The following is a 17,689-nucleotide window of genomic DNA, read 5'->3' on the forward strand; positions in this document are numbered from 1 at the left end:
AATATTCGAGGGTCGCTGAAAGACAGGCAGTTTCCAAAGCCTGCCAGACTCCTCCAACGAGCACAGAAGGAACCCTGATGTTCAAACGTGTCTTCAAACAAGTTTCCCTGGGCGTCGCGCTGAGCGCCGCCGTGTTTGCCGTCCAGGCCGCCGACGTGACCGGCGCCGGCGCATCGTTCCCGTACCCGATCTACGCCAAGTGGGCGTCCGACTACAAGGCTGCCACCAACAGCGCCGTCAACTACCAGTCCATCGGTTCGGGCGGCGGCCAGCAGCAGATCATCGCCAAGACCGTCGATTTCGGCGCCTCGGACGATCCCATGAAGGCAGCCGACCTGGAAAAGAACGGCCTGCTGCAATTCCCGGCCGTCATCGGCGGCACGGTTGCCGTGGTGAACGTCGACGGTATCGAACCCGGCAAGCTGAAGCTGTCGGGCAAGGTCCTGGCCGACATCTTCCTGGGCAAGATCAAGAAGTGGGATGACGCCGCCATCAAGGCAATGAACCCCGACCTCAAGCTGCCCTCGGCCGACATCATCGTCGTGCACCGTTCGGACGGCTCGGGCACCACCTTCGGCTGGACCAACTACCTGTCCAAGGTGTCGCCGGACTGGAAGTCGACCGTGGGCGAAGGCAAGGCCGTCAAGTGGCCCGTGGGCCAGGGCGGCAAGGGCAACGAAGGCGTCGCCGCCTACGTCGGCCAGTTGAAGAACTCGATCGGCTACGTCGAATACGCCTACGCCAAGCAGAACAAGCTGGCCTGGACGCAGTTGCAGAACAAGGACGGCAAGTTCGTCCAGCCGGAGCAGAAGGCTTTCGCCGCCGCGGCCGCCAACGCCGACTGGAAGAGCGCGCCGGGCATGGGCGTGGTCCTGACCGACGAGCCGGGCGCTGACTCCTGGCCCGTCACCGCCGCCACCTTCATCCTGATCCACAAGTCGCAAGACAAGCCGGCTCAGGGCAAGGCTGTCCTGGAATTCTTCGACTGGGCCTTCAAGAACGGCGCCAAGTCGGCCGAAGCCATGGACTACGTGCCGCTGCCGGAAGCCGTGACCAAGGAAATCCGCGCCGCCTGGGGCGAAGTCAAGGCCGCCGACGGCAAGGCCGTCTGGAAGTAATGGATGGAGCGCGGCGCGGGCCGGCAGCGATGCCAAGCCTCTGCCGCGCAACCCCTCAGCGGCCGTCCCCGGCGTTCTGCAATAGCGCAACGGCAGGGGCGGTCCGCAGCAAGACCTTCGAAGTTCTCCCCCAAGGTTTCCTAAGGAAAGTCCATCCATGAGCGCGGTAATGGATAATAGTGTGCCGCTTCCGCCCAGCGTGGCGGACTCCGTGACTACCGGCACGCCTTCGCCTATGAAGCAAAACAAAAACGCGCTGATGGATGCGCTATTCAAGAATCTGACCCGCCTGTTCGCCTTCCTGGTGTTCATCCTGCTGGCGGCGATTCTTGTTTCCCTGATCTACGGCAGCCGCGAGTCGCTGGCCAAATACGGCCTGTCGTTCCTCTGGCTCAATGACTGGGATCCGGTCAATTCGAACTACGGCGCCGTGGTGCCCATCATCGGCACCTTGCTGACCTCGGCCATCGCCCTGATCATCGCCGTGCCCGTGTCTTTCGGCATCGCCATCTTCCTGACCGAACTGTCGCCCACCTGGCTGCGCCGCCCGCTGGGCACCGCGGTCGAAATGCTGGCCGCCATTCCGTCCATCATCTACGGCATGTGGGGCCTGTTCGTCTTCGTCCCCGTATTCCAGCAGTATGTGCAGCCCTTCATGATCGCCACGCTGGGCAGCCTGCCCGTGATCGGCGGCATCTTCGCAGGCCCGCCCTTCGGCATCGGCATCTTCACCGCCGGCCTGATCCTCTCGATCATGATCATCCCGTTCATCGCCGCCGTCATGCGCGACGTGTTCGAACTGGTGCCGGCGATGTTGAAGGAATCCGCCTACGGCCTGGGCAGCACAACCTGGGAAGTGATGTGGCGCGTGGTACTGCCCTATACCAAGTCGGGCGTCATCGGCGGCATCATGCTGGGCCTGGGTCGCGCCCTCGGCGAGACCATGGCCGTGACCTTCGTCATCGGCAACGCCTTCAAGTGGTCCGGATCGCTGTTCTCGCCGGGCAACTCGATCGCCTCGGCGCTGGCCAACGAATTCAATGAAGCGGGCGGCATACAGAAGTCGGCGCTGCTGGAACTGGGCCTGATCCTGTTCCTGATCACGACCATCGTGCTGGCCCTGGCCAAGATGCTGCTGGTTCGCCTGTCCGCCGGCGAAGGCAAGAAAACCTGACGCGCCGCGAGCACAAGGAAAAGATCATGGCTGTATCCGTACTCAATATGCAGAACGGCACCTATCGCCGGCGTCGCGTGATCAACCGCATCATGCTGACCGTGTCGCTGGGGACGCTGATGTTCGGGCTGTTCTGGCTGTTCTGGATCATTCTGACGCTGTTGATGAAAGGCGCTCCCGCGCTCTCGTACACGCTCTTCACCGAGATCACGCCGCCGCCGGGGCAGACTGGCGGCCTGATCAACGCCATCTTCGGCAGCGTGATGATGGCTGGCGTGGGCACGCTCATTGGCACGCCCGTGGGCATTCTGGCCGGCACCTACCTGGCCGAATACGGCCAGCGCGGCTGGCTGGCGCCCGCCACGCGCTTCCTCAACGACGTGCTGCTGTCGGCCCCGTCCATCATCATCGGTCTGTTCATCTACGCCGTGTATGTGGCCCAGGTCGGACACTACTCCGGCTGGGCCGGCGCCATCGCGCTGTCCATCCTGGTGATCCCGGTCGTGGTGCGCACCACCGACAACATGCTGCTGCTGGTGCCCAACAGCCTGCGCGAAGCCGCGGCCGCGCTGGGCTGCCCCAAGTGGCGCATGATCACCCTGGTGTGCTATCGCGCCGCCAAGACCGGCATCATCACCGGCGTGCTGCTGGCCATCGCCCGGATCTCCGGCGAAACCGCGCCGCTGCTGTTCACCGCGCTGTCGAACCAGTTCATGTCCCTGAACATGAATGGCCCGATGGCCAACCTGCCGGTCGTGATCTACCAATACGCCGCCAGCCCCTTCAAGGACTGGAACAACCTGGCATGGGCCGGCGCCACGCTGATTACGCTGCTGGTGCTGGGCATCAACATCATTGCCCGCAACATGTTCCGCAAGTAAAGATCGCTTTGCCGGCGCGCTGGGCGCGCCGGAGCCAAGGGAAACCAAATGGAAAACACCGCTACCGCCGTCAAGAACAAGATCGAGGTCAAGAACCTGAACTTCTACTACGGCAAGTTCCATGCGATCCGCAATGTGAACATGTCGATCCAGGAGAAGAAGGTCACCGCCTTCATCGGCCCGTCGGGCTGCGGCAAGTCCACGCTGCTGCGCACCTTCAACCGCATGTTCGAGTTGTACCCCGGCCAGCGCGCCGAGGGCGAAATCATCCTGGACGGCGAAAACCTGCTGACGGCCAAGACCGACATCTCGCTGATCCGCGCCAAGGTCGGCATGGTGTTCCAGAAGCCCACGCCGTTCCCCATGAGCATCTACGACAACATCGCCTTCGGCGTGCGCCTGTTCGAGCGCCTGTCCAAGGGTGAAATGGACGAGCGCGTGGAATGGGCCCTGAGCAAGGCCGCGCTGTGGAACGAAGTGAAGGACAAGCTGCACCAGAGCGGCAACAGCCTGTCGGGCGGCCAGCAACAGCGCCTGTGCATCGCGCGCGGCGTGGCTATTAAGCCCGAAGTGCTGCTGCTCGATGAGCCGTGTTCGGCGCTGGACCCGATTTCGACCGCCAAGATTGAAGAATTGATCGCCGAACTGAAGAACGACTACACCGTCGTCATCGTGACGCACAACATGCAGCAGGCCGCGCGCTGCTCGGACTACACCGCCTACATGTACCTGGGCGAGCTGATGGAATTCGGCCAGACCGACCAGATCTTCGTCAAGCCTACGCGCAAGGAAACGGAAGACTACATCACGGGCCGCTTCGGCTGATCGCCGGGTTTCGACCCTATGAAAAAACGGCGCGCTTCGAAAAGCGCGCCGTTTTTTTTTACTGTTGCAGCAGGGCCTGCTTGGTCCGCGCTGCGGGCGCGAATAGGCTAGCCGTCCGGTATCTGGTATAGTTGCCACCCTTCGGGGCGTAGCGCAGCCTGGTAGCGCATCTGCTTTGGGAGCAGAGGGTCGTGAGTTCGAATCCCACCGCCCCGACCAATAAAATCAAAGGCTTAGCTCAATCATTGAGCTAAGCCTTTGTGCTTTGGGGGGCCAGCAGGGGGGCCAGCGCTAAGCGGAATCCTCAGCGGGGCGCCATTCCTTGCTGTGCGGTCTACTCTCCAGCCACGCAGTGACTTCGCGCGCACGCCAGCCCACAGAGCGCGCGGTGAGCTTCACCGGCGAAGGGAAGTCCTTTCGCTGAATAAGCTCATAGATCGTCGTCTTGGATAAGTTGAGCACTCGGACAAGATCCGCCAGGCGGTAAACGAGTTGATCGTTCATGCGTGGCCACCATGCTCGGCGCCGGCGCTTTCGAGCGATTCAGCAAGCGCCAGGAGGCGCTGCACGTCACCCGGATCCTGCCAGCCTAGCGTCGCGCTTTGCCACATGAGGAACGCACCATAGGCTCAGCCACTAACCTGAGTCACGGTGATATGGTTCAGTCGATGGTTGGGGTGGCGTGCCAAAAATTCTCTCAGGAAATCCGCGTGGGAATGAATCCGGGCTTCGGTCGCCTCGGTTAGTTGCCTGTAGCTCCAAGCCTTGCGGGGCGCCGTCGCCTTCTTAAACGCCTGATTGGTATCTCTCATGTCTATTCGTCCTCGTCGCCGGCGCTGGCGCGTTTGATATCGCGGCGCGGCGGTGTGAATTGGTCGGGGTGGGCGAGAAAGTAGGGGCCAGCAGGCGGCGCAGCCGGTGGCGGACGGTAGCGGTCGGCGCGGGGCTGGGATAGCGCCAGCGCCGTGATTTCCAGGCAGCGGGCAAGCACGGGCGACCGCATGGCCTCGGCCAGCGTACCGCGTAGATCGGCTGCGGCGTGGGCCTGGGCCAGCATGGCGGGAGAGGGCTTCACCATGCTCATGCCCCCCTCCTGAAGACCCAGCAATGCACCGTCGACGCCTTGCTGCTGCCTGCCTGACTGCTGTTCTGCCGAATCCGGCTCTTGACCGTCTTCACTTCCAGAAACTTGTATTGACGGCTGGTACGAAGAACCTTCTTCAAGTCGCGCAGCGCCGGAACCTGCTGGCGATGGTTGGCGGCGACATCGATAAATTCGTTGAGGTTGACCGCTATCACGTCCGCATCGCAGGAGTGATTGAGCTGGGGTAGCTGATCGTCATCGCCGTTCAGGTATGCATACGCATCCCAGAATTCCTGCACGATGGGATGGTCTGCATTGATGACCAGTTGCCGCTCAGCAGCCATGTTGCTGATGAGCTGGATTGCTGCTGTGTATTGCTCATCGGTGAGCTTCACGACAAGCCGCAATGCGTCCACGATAGCCATTAGCTGCGCGTGACACTTCAGGATGCGGGACATCTTCACGTCGGCACGGTCGCGGATGGCGTCGTGGTGGGCCTGATAGCGGGTCAGGATCGTTTCCATGATCGACGCTTCCCGCTTGGTGGCGGCCAGGACAAAGCCGGAAACTGCGCTGGTGGGCGTCGTTTCCAGCGCGACAGCGGCGGCGAGTGTTTTGGCGTTCTGGCCGGCCCGGTCGATGTTGATATGCACGATCCGGGAAAGAATCGCCTCGGAAGCGTTCACCTCATTGTTTTGCGAGATCACGATGGATCCGCGAAACGGCGGCTCATAGGCTTCGTTGCCTCCGTTGGCCACGCCGCGCGAACGAATGCTACGGCCGTTGTAGGCCGTTTTCAGCTCGTCCCAGTCGAAAGACTTGACGTGGGATTTCTCTTCGCCCAGGCGCTCGCGGTCGGACTCGATGAGAACGACGGGCAAGCCGGCCACCTGCGCGAAGTTGCGCGCTCGCGCTGGCGTGGTGGACTTGGAAGGGTCGAAGCCTTCGTAATCGTTGCGGCCGAAGAGCTTCCAGAGAAATTCAATGAGGGTGGACTTGCCGGATCCGGCTTCGCCCACGACTTCCAGGAACGGATAGCTCTTCTGCTTTTCGCGTATTTGCTCCGCGAACAATGACCCCAGCCAGAAGGCAAGGGTAACGATGCCTTTCGCGCCAAAGGCCGTCCAGACATGCATGCAGCCATGCGGTGGTGTACTCGCCGGGGTTGCTGTTGATCGCCAGGGTGACGGACTGATTCAGACTCTTGACGGACAGTTTGCCGATGTCGAAAAAGTCTTCTTGGTTGACTTCGTAGATGTGCCCACGCGATCAAGGATGTCTTGGCGATGACGCAGGCGGGCTGCGTGGTTCAACCCCGCTTCCAGGGCCACGATAACGCGCTGGAGGCGCCAAATCTCCCCAGGCCATAGCGCGCGCCGGCCTCGTCGGTGGGGTTTTGCGCGTACAGCGTGCGTATGCGAGCCGCAGGCATAGGCGCGGGCGGCGGTCGGTCGATGAAATCCATGGAGCACCTCAAAATACTGTGTAAATATACAGTAGTTTGAGGGTGTGCACGTCCTGGCGCGCAGTCTTCCCCCCTCCGCGCCTGCCCGCTAAATCTATGGAAAACGACTCAACCATGCGCCGCCCTGTGGCGCAAGCCTTGGTGCGCCTCTGAGGTGCGACTTTGGCGCGGGGCAGGTGACGCAAATAGACGCGCCATAGAGGCAGTTTTGCGACATGTAGTGGCGACCAGGAACCCTAGTCTTCGGCCGTTGCTTCATCACTATCAGCAGGTTCTTCTTCTCCTTCTTCTTCTTGGTGCCGTATGGCACGTAAGCGCGTCATCACTTCGTCGCCATACGGGGTGAGCGTCCAGTAAGTGTCGACGTCTTTAACGCTTCGCGGTTTGTCGTTCTTGGCGATTAGGCCAAGAGCCCGAAGTTGAATCTTCACTGTTTGGAAGTCGTCGGATTGAATCACGAACAGTTGAAGGACGAGCCCCGCAAACTTCCTATTCTTACCCAGTCGTTCAATGTTCCTATCTTGAACGAATTGGTTTAGCGCCTTTCTTAATGTTCCGTCGCTGGCCTCATGGATCATTAGCGGTGCGATAACAGCAAAAATTTCATTCCATCTAGCGTTAAAGGTTCCGGTGTAGCCTTGGGTGGTGTAACGGCGATCGTAGGTCTGGAAGCTGTACTTGATTTGGTGGTATTCATCACCCTGAGCGAGATCCTCTGATCCCTTTGGGGCAGATGTGCGAGCGCGGTCAAGTTCGCTTTGCAGTTCTTCGACTTGTCGGCGCAACTTAAGTAGTTCGGTAGTGGCCTCTCGATCTGCCAACTCGTTGGCCCTAACCCAACCCACGGCGGGAGTGGACTTGATTAGTTGAATTAGGCTTCGGCTGACCACCGATCCGAGTTCCTGTGGATTGGACCAGTGCTTGCAGAGCTTCTTTTCGACGGACTCCCGGAACGACTGGAGCTTGGCCTTCCCTTCTGCTGTGGACTCAGTATTGTCCGCAATAATCTTTCCTGGGTCTCGGTGCAGAAACGCAATTGTGGGTTTTTGCTTCGACAAGGCGTACCGATACTCCATCTCCGTATAGCTGATGCCTTCCGGGCCAATTGACCCGTACCTGCCGCCCAGGATCAGAACGTAATAATCGCAGTCATCAATAACGCGTTGGATGAGGCTCCATTGCGTCTCATCTGCGGCGGGGAATAGCTCCATTCCCGAAGGAATGCAGTCTAACTCCAAAAGTGCATGCATCACCTCCTGTCGCTCTTGCTCCAGATCGCGGAAGGTGCTGCTGACGAATATTTGATATCGCTTTTCCAACGTGATTCCCTATTCGCAAAACAATCTACATGAGGCGGCCGGCGGTTTGCTGTGTCTATACCAAATATTGATGGGTATGGGACGGCTCAAGGCACAGAAGCTTTCGACCGAGCGTCTTTGATCGGACCTGCGTGGAATTTTCGCAGATTGAGGAGGGGCTGGGAAAAGTCTAACCTTCCTAACTGGGGCCGAAGGTGATGTTTAAGTCATTGATTTTTATGGATAATATTGGTTGGGTTTAAAACCTAACCTGAAACCTAACCATGTCGTAAGTCATTGATTTATATAGATATCTATTTTTTATAAGGTTAGGGTATAGAAACCTAACCGGGTTAGGCGTTGGTTAGGAAAAGGTTAGGTTTTCTGAAATCTCGGAAAGCCGCATGAATAAAGGTTCTCCGGCCAATTCGCCATGTCCGGTTAGGAAGGTTAGGTTTTTCCCAGCCCCTCTCGAAATATTGGGAATGGCGGCTTTGCGGGCTGGCTGCAGATCTGCCCGCCTGTTCTGACCGCGCGTTGACGCTGGTGGCCTTGGCCAGATCTGCCACGCTGCTGCAGGTCGCGGCCGTGGCTCGGGCGGCGGCGGGCGGCGCCCTGGTGCGCGCGGCTGCGTTGCTGCTTTCAGCTACTTGATGCGGTGTGCCTCAACTTGCGAGTCCACAACTTGTGTTGCGTAAAAACTCGTACCTTCCTCTACCGTGTTCCACGGTGCGTCGAGAAGAATGGAGCCGAAGAAGCGACTGCGCATTTTTTCCGGTAGGGCGGTTGTGTCGAATGCGAGCGCACCGCTCATGCCGGCGTCTGCCATCATGGCCAGAGTCGTGTCAATGATCTCTTTTGGCGGTCTCGGGTCTTGGGGTCTCAGGAGTACGACAAGTGTTAGTCGGAAAAGCTCTGGATCTTCTGCGCTCTTGTGATGCCAAAAGAATAGAGGATCACCCCTCTCAGTGACGGGAGACATGAAAACACAATCATCTGTCTGTCCTGCGATTTCGGCTGCCCACTTCTTGTAGAGGTTCGCATGCTGCGGCTCTTCAGGGGGGTGCGATCGCAGCAATCGCGCGAGGAGGTTTGCCTGCGCTGAGTGCTTGAATGAGTTCGCCACTGCCAAACCGGCATCCCGAATATCTTGCAAATCGTCCGTGCTAAGGTCGACGCCCCTGGTCTCCGAGAGATGTTGGAAAAAGCGCGCTGAGCTGTACATGCGAAGGTGCCATCCGGGCTTGCATATTGCCAATTCCTGACAAAGTTCGGGAGCCGGACCCAATATTGATTTTCCGTCTTTCGCCCACCAGTCTGCCTTTCGCTCGTCAGTGACGAATATCAGGAAGCGCTTGTCATCTACCTTCTCTAGATATTGCAGTATCTGCTTCCAGATGTAGAGATCGCCCCATTCTCCCGCATAAGCCACATTGCGATCTAGAAAGCGTTCCCCTGCCTTGTTTCCGTCCGTCACACCGGGGGGATGCTTGTGTTCGGCACGCCGGCGACCCTCTTCGTTGTACTTGTTAATTTCTTCTTGGGTGGGAGTTGGACCCACGCGGCCATCAAAGATTGCCGCCAAGGATTCATTCACAGGATCGTCATGCGAACGCTGGGGCAGCTTGGAACCCGCTTCGTCAGCATGGACGGCCAGCGCTTCAGCTGCTTCCCTGAACGGTTTAACGAATCCTTCCGTACGGGCGTCATGCTTGAGTACGTCCTGTTTCTCCAAAAGAGACGTCAATGCAGTTATGTCCTGTCTGAATTTTCCTACTGCATCCCGGTGGGCCTGGAATGCCTGTTCTATCTTGCCCAGGCGGTTACGGTGAAACTCCAGGCCGACGTGGTAGGGCAACCAACAGCTTTCACGTATTTGAGTTAGCGCACTGAATAGGCGTGTGCGTGTATCTGGCCCCAGCTCGTAGAAATTGAGCAGCACGTTGGTGTCGAAGATGATGAGCGCTTGGGGCAGAGCCTCGTCGAAGGAAGTCGACGGTGGGTAGTGGCCGGGGAAAAGGTTTTTCATGTCTAAGGGGCGAGTTGAACGCCATATATGTATCCATTTCCTGCTTGGCTGTAAACAGCTATCAACATCATGATCGGGTACTTTTTCGGGTATACAGGATTTCCGAACGCAATAAAGCCCGTAAACTTGAGGCTTTTGCAGAGGAGTATGGATAACCCTCTGTATGCAACACATTGAGCGTAGCGACCGGCCCTAAGATTCTGACAAAGCGTCGTTTCTTTCCACCTCTTGTGGCCATGGCAACCAATCAGCGGTATCGCCTAGAAGATTGGTGAGATGTTGCTCGAGCGCGTCAAATGCAGACTGCCTCTGGCTCAACATGGTCTGACGTTGATAAGTTCGAGTGACCTTCTTAGGTTCTTTATGATTGAGGCAGCGGTCTATCACATCCTGCGTAAATCCGAGTTCACCCATGATGGTGGCCGCAGTGCGGCGTAGATCGTGTTGCGTCCAATGCCCCCTGGTAGATCTAAGTCAGTTGTGTTTTTGCGGCCGCGGATGCCGCCGCGATGTTTCAAGGGTGCACCGTCCATTATCTGACTCATGATGTTGCGCACCTGCAGGCCGGCAGCGCATGTTTGGTGCACGCTGCCTCTGGAAGCATTGGTCAGATACTTGTCCAGATGGCCAAGAAAGCAGGCGCTACGGTTTACGCGACCGCAAGTACCGAGGAAAAATGCCAGGTAGCCCGGCAGCATGGTGCGGACGCCGCGATGCTTTATGACGACGGCCGATTTGCTGATGCCGTTCGAGAATTGACTGCGGGCAAGGGCGTGGACGTTGTCTTTGATTCGCTCGGACGAGCCACTCTGCGGGATAGTTTCCGGGCGACACGCAAGCGGGGGTTGGTCGTCAATTACGGAAATGTATCCGGAAGCCTGAAGGACCTTGATCCGTATGAGCTGGGAGAAGCCGGTTCGCTGTTTCTTACCCGACCCAGGCTGGCGGATCATATGGCGGATGCCGCCACGGTGCAGCGTAGAGCCGACGACGTTTTTCAAGCGCTTTCCGAAGGGCGACTCAAAATAGGCATTTCCGAGAGGTATTCCTTCGGCGAAATCACGAAGGGGCACGCTCGCATCGAGTCCCGGCAGCAAATCGGCAAGGCGGTGGCTTGGATTCGAGCGTGAGTTCGAATCTCAGGCCAGCCGCAACAGCCGCCGCATCATTTCAGTCAGCTTCGGCTTGACTGCATCCTCTTCGAGCCGCAGCGGACCAGGGTCCGCCAGCATCATCAGCGAGACCGTCCCTATCAGCATCTGCATGGCGTTGCGGATCTCCGATTCGACGTCTTCGCCTGCCTTGGCCGGCATTTTGCGCGCGAGGGCCGGTACGAACACGGTATGGATGTGGCTGTTCAAGACGCGCAAGGGGTGCGATTCCGGGGCATCCACCGCAAAATCCCGCAGCACAGCCCTGTACATCCCTTGGTTTTGGCGACAGGCATCGACGTAAAAAACGACAATGGCGGCGGCGATATCCGACGCGGTGCCTTCGGTCCAGACGGCGTCTTGCCAGACGAGGTTGTCGGCTTGCGCTTGCGCCTCCGTAACCGCAGCCTCCAGGACTGCGGCCAGGAAAGTTTCTTTGTCCTGGAAACGGCCGTAGAACGCGCCGATGGATGTGCCTGCCAGACGTATGACATCACCGATCAGCACCAGGTCCAGGTTTGCGTGCCGTTCTATCAATTCCCGTCCGGCCTGGATCATCTTGGCCAAGGACTCCTCGCTGCGCAGTTGCCTGGGAGGGCGAGGAGCGGGCAATGATCTTGCGGCTGCGGCAACCGTCTTCCGAGCACCGGGGGCCTGTGTCGTCTTGGTTTTTTCTTCTGGCGATGGAGGAGCCATGGCAACAACTATCCTGGTTTGAAGCAATGTGGAACATTATGCCGTAGCGGGCGGGCAGGCCATGGCAACAACAATCCAGATCTGAAGCAGAGCGCAACATTCCGCCGGGGGCGGCGGCGTGTCTCTTCAGCGATCTGATCCTGGCTGCCGCCCGCCTGCGCGGGGAGGGACGACACGTCAGTGTCGAGCCTAGGGAAACCCCGCATTGAACGGGCAGGGGCACATCTCAATAATAGAATCAGAATTTAGATTCTGATTTAAGGTGAATTATGCCCGCAGGATGGCGAGTCGTCCACGCAGGTGTTAGCGCGCCTCGAATCGTCCCCTCCGCAACCTTCTCGCCCGATACCATGAACCATACCGATTTCGATCTGCCCAGCGATGTCGCGAAAGCCCTGGTGAATGCTCAGGTCTATGCCAACATTGACGAACTGCATTCCACCTATTCATGGGCGCGCGCCAACAACCCGTTGGGGCGCGCCGTCAACGAAGGCTTCGATCCTTTCTGGGTGGTGACCAAGCACGCGGACGTGGCCGCCATCTCGCGTGATAGCCAGATTTTCCGCAATGGCGACTATGCCACCATCAGCGCCCCCAAGGCCATGATCGACCACCTCAAGGCCGTGACCGGCAGCTATAACGGCGGCATCAAGACGCTGGTCCATGTGGACGGAGACGAACACAAGGGGCTGCGGACGTTGACGCAGGCATGGTTCATGCCGAACAGCATACTCAAACTGGACGAGCGGATCCGCGACCTGGCGTGCCGCACGGTAGACAAGCTGGCGGCGGCAGAGGGCGAGGTCATCGACTTCGCCACGCAGATCGCACTGCACTATCCGCTGCACGTCATCATGGACATTCTGGGGGTGCCGGCCGAGGACGAGGCCAGGATGCTGCTGCTGACGCAGGAATTGTTTGGCACCGAAGACCCCGAATTCAAACGCGAAGGGAAGGACGCGGGCGGCAACGATGATGCGCTGGCGCAGAATGTTCTGGCGATCGTGGCCGATTTTCGCGCCTACTTCGAAAAGGTCACCGCCGATCGGCGCGTAAATCCACGCAATGATGTGGCGACGCTGCTCGCGAACGCGGTCATAGACGGCGTGCCCCTCAGCGAGGACAGCCGCTTGGGATACTACGTCATCATCGCCACGGCGGGGCACGACACGACCTCGTCGTCGACAGCCGTCGCCATGTGGGCGCTCAGCCAATATCCCGAGTTGTTGCCGCGGCTTCAAGCCAACCCGGGCCTGATCCCGCAGTTCATCGACGAAGCGGTGCGCCTGGCGTCCCCGGTGCGGCACTTCATGCGCACAGCCGCTGCGGACACTGAAATCCGCGGTCGTCAGATTCACAAGGGCGACTGGCTGATGCTCTGCTACGGCTCCGCCAATCGGGACGAAGACGTCTTCGAGAACCCCTTTGAATTCAACATCGACCGCAAGCCGAATCGTCATCTGTCATTCGGCTTGGGGGCGCATATCTGTCTGGGGCAACACCTGGCAAAGATGGAGATGCGCATCCTGTTTGAAGAGATGATTCCAAGGCTGCAGCGAGTTGAACTCGCAGGTGATATGGCCATGAGCGCCTCGTGCTTCGTCGGCGGCCCCAAGCATTTGCCGGTCCGATGCTTCATGAACTAGCGGTTCTTCATCTCCTTCCGTAGAGCATTCTCGATGCAATCCCAAGTAACGAGCTCGGTGCGCGTCGCGCACCGGCGTCAGGAAACCGACGACATCATCAGTCTGGAGCTGGAAGCGTTGGACGGCGGCGCCTTGCCGCCTTTCGAAGCGGGAGCGCATATCGATGTACATGTCGCTCCCGGCATAGTCCGGCAGTATTCGCTGTGCAACGCCTCGTCGGAACGTCATCGCTATGTGATCGGCATCTTGAGGGATCCCCAGTCGCGCGGCGGTTCGGTGGCGATCCACGAACGCTTGCAACCCGGATCCGTGGTCGAGGTCAGTGCGCCGCGCAATCACTTCCCGCTGAAGCCGCAGGCTAAAAGCGTATTGATTGCGGGCGGAATCGGCATTACGCCCATGCTGTGCATGGCCGAAACACTGTTTGCCGCGGGTACGGCGTTTTCCTTGCACTACTGCGCCCGCGATCAGGGGAGGGCGGCTTTCCTGGACCGTATCGCCCAGTCTCCCTTCAGCGAAAACGTCGTCTTTCATTACGACGACAAGGCCGACGAGCAGAAGCTGCATCCGGATGAGCTGTTTTCCCAAGTGGGACCGGAAGAAGAGATCTACGTCTGCGGGCCCGCCGGCTTCATCGAATGGGTTTGCCAGGCGGCGGATCAGGCAGGCGTTCCGAAGCATCGCGTGCGCTACGAGCACTTCAGCGCCAAGCCCGTGGATACCTCTCAGGACGGCGCCTTCGACGTAAGAATCGCGAGTTCCGGCCAGCTCTTTCATATCCCTGCGGATCAATCCGTGGCCGACGTGCTGCTGGCTGCGGGCGTGGATATCTATACCTCCTGCGGGGAGGGGTCCTGCGGCTCCTGCGTCATGCGTCTGGTGGAAGGGGAAGCCGATCATCGCGACGTATTCCTTACCGACGAAGAGCATGCCAGCGGCAACCAGTTCACCCCGTGCTGCTCGCGCGCGAAGTCGCCGCTGCTTGTGCTTGATCTCTGATTTTTCATCGCGGCCCTCGGTAACGAGGTCCGTCAGCCAACGCGCGGCCGCTGGAAGTTCGCCTGGCCCGCAACATTGAGGTCCGAATCGCCATGGGCAATCCCATTGAGTTCAGCATGACCATAGATGGAAAGGCCGTTTTTGGGGCCACGCGCCTCGACGTGCTGGATCCAGCCACCGAGAACATCGTGGCCCGCGTGCCCGATGCCACGCCGCAGCAGCTGGACGAGGCCGTGGCCAGTGCGCGGCGTGCGGCGCCGGCCTGGGCCGGGTTGCCTTTGGAGGCGCGGCGAAAGCTGGTCGCCCGTGTGGGCGAGGTCATCCTGTCCAACCAGGAAGCGTTGGCGCAGTTGTTGACCCAAGAGCAGGGCAAGCCGCTTGCCGCGGCGCGCCAGGAACTGATGGCGGCCGCATACTGGTGCACGGAGACCGCCGGGCTGGATCTTCCCGCCGATGTGAGCAGCGAGACGCCGGAGGAACTGGTCAGGGTGTTGCGCGTGCCGGTAGGGGTGGTGGGCGGCATCGTGCCTTGGAACTTCCCGCTGGTACTGGCAATCTGGAAGGTGGCGCCTGCCCTGGTCACGGGCAATACCATGGTGCTGAAGCCCTCGCCATACACGCCGCTGACGACATTGAAGCTGGGTGAATTGCTGCGCGACGTACTGCCTCCGGGGGTGCTCAACGTCATCAGCGGGTCCGACGCGTTGGGTCCGCTGATGTCCGGGCATCCGGGCATCGACAAGATCAGTTTTACCGGGTCGACCCAGACTGGCCGTGCGGTGATGGCCTCCGCCGCCGGCAATCTGAAGCGGCTGACGCTCGAGCTGGGCGGAAACGACGCGGCCATCGTCATGTCAGACGCCGATATCGACGCGATTGCGCCCGTCATATTTTGGGGAGCCTTCACCAATAGCGCCCAGTACTGCCTCGCCATCAAACGCTTGTACATCCACGAAGATGTCTACGACCGGATGGCCCAGGCGCTGGCCAGACTGGCGCGCGAAACCAAGGTCGGGCCCGGCAATGCAGAGGGGGTCGAGCTCGGCCCCGTGCAGAACCGCCGCCAGTTCGAGCGGCTTAAAAACCTGCTTGAGGACACGCGCAGCCAGGGATACCGCCTGCTGGCGGGCGGCGCCCTGCCCGAAGGGAAGGGCTATTTCTTTCCGGTCACGCTGGTGGACAACCCTCCCGATACCGCGCGCGTGGTGCGCGAGGAGCCCTTTGGTCCGATCCTGCCGCTGCTCAAGTTCCGCAATGAGGAAGAAGTCATTGCGCGGGCCAACGATAGCGAATATGGCTTGGGCGGGTCGGTGTGGGGCGCAGACCAGGCCGCGGCCACGAGAGTTGCGCTTCGATTGAACACCGGCACGGTCTGGGTCAATCAGATCCACACGCTCAAGCCCGGCAAGCCCATGGCCGGGCACAAGCAATCGGGCGTAGGCATCGAGAATGGCGCCGAAGGTTTGCTGGAGTACACGGTGCTGCGGACGGTGTCATCGAAGCGGCCGCACTGAACGCGTGGCGGCATGTGGCCTTTCAGTGCGCCGGTTGGCGCAAACCACGGCAAGTCGCGTCACATCCAGGTCATGCGGCATGGCGTGGCTTCCATACATAGCGGTAGTCCAGGAAGAGAGCGATGAGTGATTACATATCAGGCAAGACCATGGTCGTCACTGGCGCTGGCGGGGGCTTCGGGCGCCTCGTCGCGCAGAAGGCCGCTGCGCGCGGAGCGCTGGTGACGTGCGGCGACGTCAACGTGGCGGCGGCGGAGGAAACCGTTGCCGATATTGTCGCGGCCGGCGGCCGGGCGCAGGCCATGGCCGCGGATGTCCGCATCCTGGATGACCTGAAACGCCTCGTCGACGCCAGTGTGCAGAAATATGGCTCGATCGAAGTGATGCTCAACAACGCAGGCATCATGCCGCTTGCCTTTATCGCCGACCATGCTCTCGCCTACGACGCCTGGATGCGCTGCATCGACATCAACATGAAGGGCGTCCTCAACGGCATGATTGCGGCCCATGATCAGATGATTTCCCAGGGGCGCGGCCACCTGGTCAACATCTCGTCCATATACGGGAATTTTCCGGTGGTGGGCGCGGCAATCTACGGCGCCACCAAGGCGGCAGTCAATTTCATGTCGGAAGCCGTGCGTATGGAAGCGCGCGGGAAGATCAAGGTGACGACCATCAAACCGACAGGCGTGCCTAGCACCGGGCTCGGCGGGTCCGTTGTCAATCAGGCCGCCGCCGTCGGCATAGTCGGGGCCAACATGGAACAGTTCGTGACCATGGTCAAGGGCTTGCAGGAAGGTTCCCTGCCCTCCGATCTGCGCGATCCGGAGAACATATCGCATGTGCCTCTGGAGCCCGGATCCATCGCCGATGCGGTACTTCTGGCCATCGATCAGCCCTGGGGAGTCTCGGTCAGCGACATGACGGTACGCGCTTCGGCGGATTGCTTCGTGCTTTGACGACGCAGTTCGAGGTTCCCAAGAAACTGGCAGTTTCCCACGCTGCCAGCCGCTGATTAGATCCAACGCATAGGCGCCGACATTGTAGGCTTTGCCGCGTATGCTCAAGAGGGTCTCCGATGGCCGTGGCCCATGCGGCCAGGCCGCGTCAGGAGCAATCTACGTGCGTTGGCAGCGGGCTGTCTGTTTACTTCTTGACAGAGCGGACCGCGGCGGGACTGAGCCCGGCTACGGGTCTCATCGGCTGGCGTGAAGGGCTGGTCTTGAGCCGGACTGCATGACCTTCGGACGACGCAATATCACTGATTTCAGTGATAGGCGCGTATGACTTAGTTGGCTAGAGTGCGCATCAATTATTTCAACCCACTCTACCAACGGTGAATAAATGAAGGTTCGGCAATTTGCAGTCGCGGCTTTGGCATGCTTTCCCATCGTCGCCTCGGCTGCGGACGTCGTGTTCGTCAATCAGTCGTCCTGGGAAATCCACGAGATCTACTTTTCGCCCGGCAAGCAAAAAAGCTGGGGCGAAGACCACCTGGACAAGGACGTGCTGCAAAAGGGCGATTCGCTCACTCTGTCCGGCGTGACCCGGGGCAAGTGGGATGTCCGTGTCGTCGACGAGGACGGCGATCAGTGCGTGCTCGAAGACGTCCAGATCGACGGCGCCGACAAGTGGGTGATTACCGACAAGGAACTGTTGGCTTGTCAGGCCGCCAGCTGATAGGCGTGACGCGAGCGGCAGGGTTTGCGGGACTGGCGTGAGGCAATTCGCGCCGGGAACGCTGGGCCCGACAAGCTAGCCAACGCAATCAAGAACCCGTTGCCCCGGCTGCGGGTTTTTTTTACGCAC

The 17,689-nt window shown here is 59.7% G+C and carries 16 protein-coding genes, 1 tRNA gene and 1 pseudogene; 11 read left to right on the plus strand and 7 right to left on the minus strand.

Going from position 1 to position 17,689, the window contains the following annotated elements; genetic code table 11:
- The first annotated feature begins 77 nt into the window (after positions 1 to 77).
- The 5 genes from pstS to AC3WOB_RS25275 all read left to right on the plus strand — a co-directional run bounded on the left by pstS (position 78) and on the right by AC3WOB_RS25275 (position 4,217).
- Entirely contained in the window at positions 78 to 1,118 is a 1,041-nt protein-coding gene (gene pstS, locus AC3WOB_RS25255; RefSeq protein WP_013395584.1) for a phosphate ABC transporter substrate-binding protein PstS, read from the plus strand.
- Between the two features lie 157 nt (positions 1,119 to 1,275).
- Positions 1,276 to 2,292, plus strand: coding sequence for a phosphate ABC transporter permease subunit PstC (gene pstC / locus AC3WOB_RS25260; RefSeq protein ID WP_013395583.1), 1,017 nt, complete (start codon positions 1,276 to 1,278; stop codon positions 2,290 to 2,292).
- A 26-nt stretch (positions 2,293 to 2,318) separates the two neighbouring features.
- The gene (gene pstA, locus AC3WOB_RS25265) at positions 2,319 to 3,173 is read left to right on the plus strand and encodes a phosphate ABC transporter permease PstA (protein WP_013395582.1); all 855 of its coding nucleotides are present in this window, start codon (positions 2,319 to 2,321) and stop codon (positions 3,171 to 3,173) included.
- 48 nt (positions 3,174 to 3,221) lie between these two features.
- Positions 3,222 to 3,998, plus strand: a complete 777-nt coding sequence (gene pstB, locus AC3WOB_RS25270) for a phosphate ABC transporter ATP-binding protein PstB (protein ID WP_013395581.1) — start codon at positions 3,222 to 3,224, stop codon at positions 3,996 to 3,998.
- Positions 3,999 to 4,140: 142 nt separating this feature from the next.
- Positions 4,141 to 4,217, plus strand: a tRNA-Pro gene (locus AC3WOB_RS25275).
- Between the two features lie 72 nt (positions 4,218 to 4,289).
- Here the strand turns inward: AC3WOB_RS25275 and AC3WOB_RS25280 are convergent.
- The 6 genes from AC3WOB_RS25280 to AC3WOB_RS25305 form a co-directional block, all read right to left on the minus strand.
- On the minus strand, positions 4,290 to 4,502 hold the full coding sequence (locus AC3WOB_RS25280) for a helix-turn-helix transcriptional regulator (protein WP_088158931.1): 213 nt from the start codon (positions 4,500 to 4,502) through the stop codon (positions 4,290 to 4,292).
- Positions 4,503 to 4,812: 310 nt separating this feature from the next.
- The gene (locus AC3WOB_RS25285) at positions 4,813 to 5,082 is read right to left on the minus strand and encodes a hypothetical protein (RefSeq protein ID WP_492276522.1); all 270 of its coding nucleotides are present in this window, start codon (positions 5,080 to 5,082) and stop codon (positions 4,813 to 4,815) included.
- Entirely contained in the window at positions 5,079 to 6,218 is a 1,140-nt protein-coding gene (locus tag AC3WOB_RS25290) for a hypothetical protein (RefSeq protein ID WP_492276523.1), read from the minus strand. Before AC3WOB_RS25290 ends, AC3WOB_RS25285 begins: the two co-directional genes overlap by 4 nt.
- 565 nt (positions 6,219 to 6,783) lie before the next feature.
- A complete protein-coding gene (locus tag AC3WOB_RS25295) occupies positions 6,784 to 7,866 on the minus strand; it encodes a DUF4062 domain-containing protein (RefSeq protein WP_492276524.1) in 1,083 nt (360 codons plus the stop codon).
- A 625-nt stretch (positions 7,867 to 8,491) separates the two neighbouring features.
- On the minus strand, positions 8,492 to 9,874 hold the full coding sequence (locus AC3WOB_RS25300; protein WP_492276525.1) for a PIN-like domain-containing protein: 1,383 nt from the start codon (positions 9,872 to 9,874) through the stop codon (positions 8,492 to 8,494).
- Between the two features lie 192 nt (positions 9,875 to 10,066).
- Positions 10,067 to 10,288, minus strand: a complete 222-nt coding sequence (locus AC3WOB_RS25305) for a hypothetical protein (protein ID WP_492276526.1) — start codon at positions 10,286 to 10,288, stop codon at positions 10,067 to 10,069.
- 86 nt (positions 10,289 to 10,374) lie between these two features.
- Between AC3WOB_RS25305 and AC3WOB_RS25310 the strand changes: the two are divergent.
- Positions 10,375 to 11,004: pseudogene (locus tag AC3WOB_RS25310) on the plus strand (zinc-binding dehydrogenase); the annotation flags it as partial.
- A 9-nt stretch (positions 11,005 to 11,013) separates the two neighbouring features.
- Here the strand turns inward: AC3WOB_RS25310 and AC3WOB_RS25315 are convergent.
- Positions 11,014 to 11,583, minus strand: a complete 570-nt coding sequence (locus AC3WOB_RS25315; protein ID WP_492276583.1) for a TetR/AcrR family transcriptional regulator — start codon at positions 11,581 to 11,583, stop codon at positions 11,014 to 11,016.
- A 488-nt stretch (positions 11,584 to 12,071) separates the two neighbouring features.
- Between AC3WOB_RS25315 and AC3WOB_RS25320 the strand changes: the two genes are divergently transcribed.
- The 5 genes from AC3WOB_RS25320 (at position 12,072) to AC3WOB_RS25340 (ending at position 17,560) form a co-directional block, all read left to right on the plus strand.
- Positions 12,072 to 13,367, plus strand: a complete 1,296-nt coding sequence (locus AC3WOB_RS25320; RefSeq protein WP_492276527.1) for a cytochrome P450 — start codon at positions 12,072 to 12,074, stop codon at positions 13,365 to 13,367.
- A gap of 33 nt (positions 13,368 to 13,400) precedes the next feature.
- Positions 13,401 to 14,366 carry a PDR/VanB family oxidoreductase gene (locus AC3WOB_RS25325; RefSeq protein WP_492276528.1) on the plus strand — a complete coding sequence of 322 codons (966 nt, stop codon included), beginning with the start codon at positions 13,401 to 13,403 and terminating at the stop codon, positions 14,364 to 14,366.
- Between the two features lie 116 nt (positions 14,367 to 14,482).
- Positions 14,483 to 15,880 carry an aldehyde dehydrogenase family protein gene (locus AC3WOB_RS25330; protein WP_492276529.1) on the plus strand — a complete coding sequence of 466 codons (1,398 nt, stop codon included), beginning with the start codon at positions 14,483 to 14,485 and terminating at the stop codon, positions 15,878 to 15,880.
- A 122-nt stretch (positions 15,881 to 16,002) separates the two neighbouring features.
- Positions 16,003 to 16,839: an SDR family oxidoreductase gene (locus tag AC3WOB_RS25335; protein WP_492276530.1), complete on the plus strand. Its 837-nt coding sequence runs from the start codon at positions 16,003 to 16,005 to the stop codon at positions 16,837 to 16,839.
- Between the two features lie 385 nt (positions 16,840 to 17,224).
- Complete coding sequence (locus AC3WOB_RS25340) at positions 17,225 to 17,560, plus strand: hypothetical protein (protein WP_492276531.1); 336 nt, start codon at positions 17,225 to 17,227, stop codon at positions 17,558 to 17,560.
- The last annotated feature ends 129 nt before the right edge of the window (positions 17,561 to 17,689 follow it).

Source organism: Achromobacter sp. FW305-C-30-7 (genome assembly GCF_058783105.1).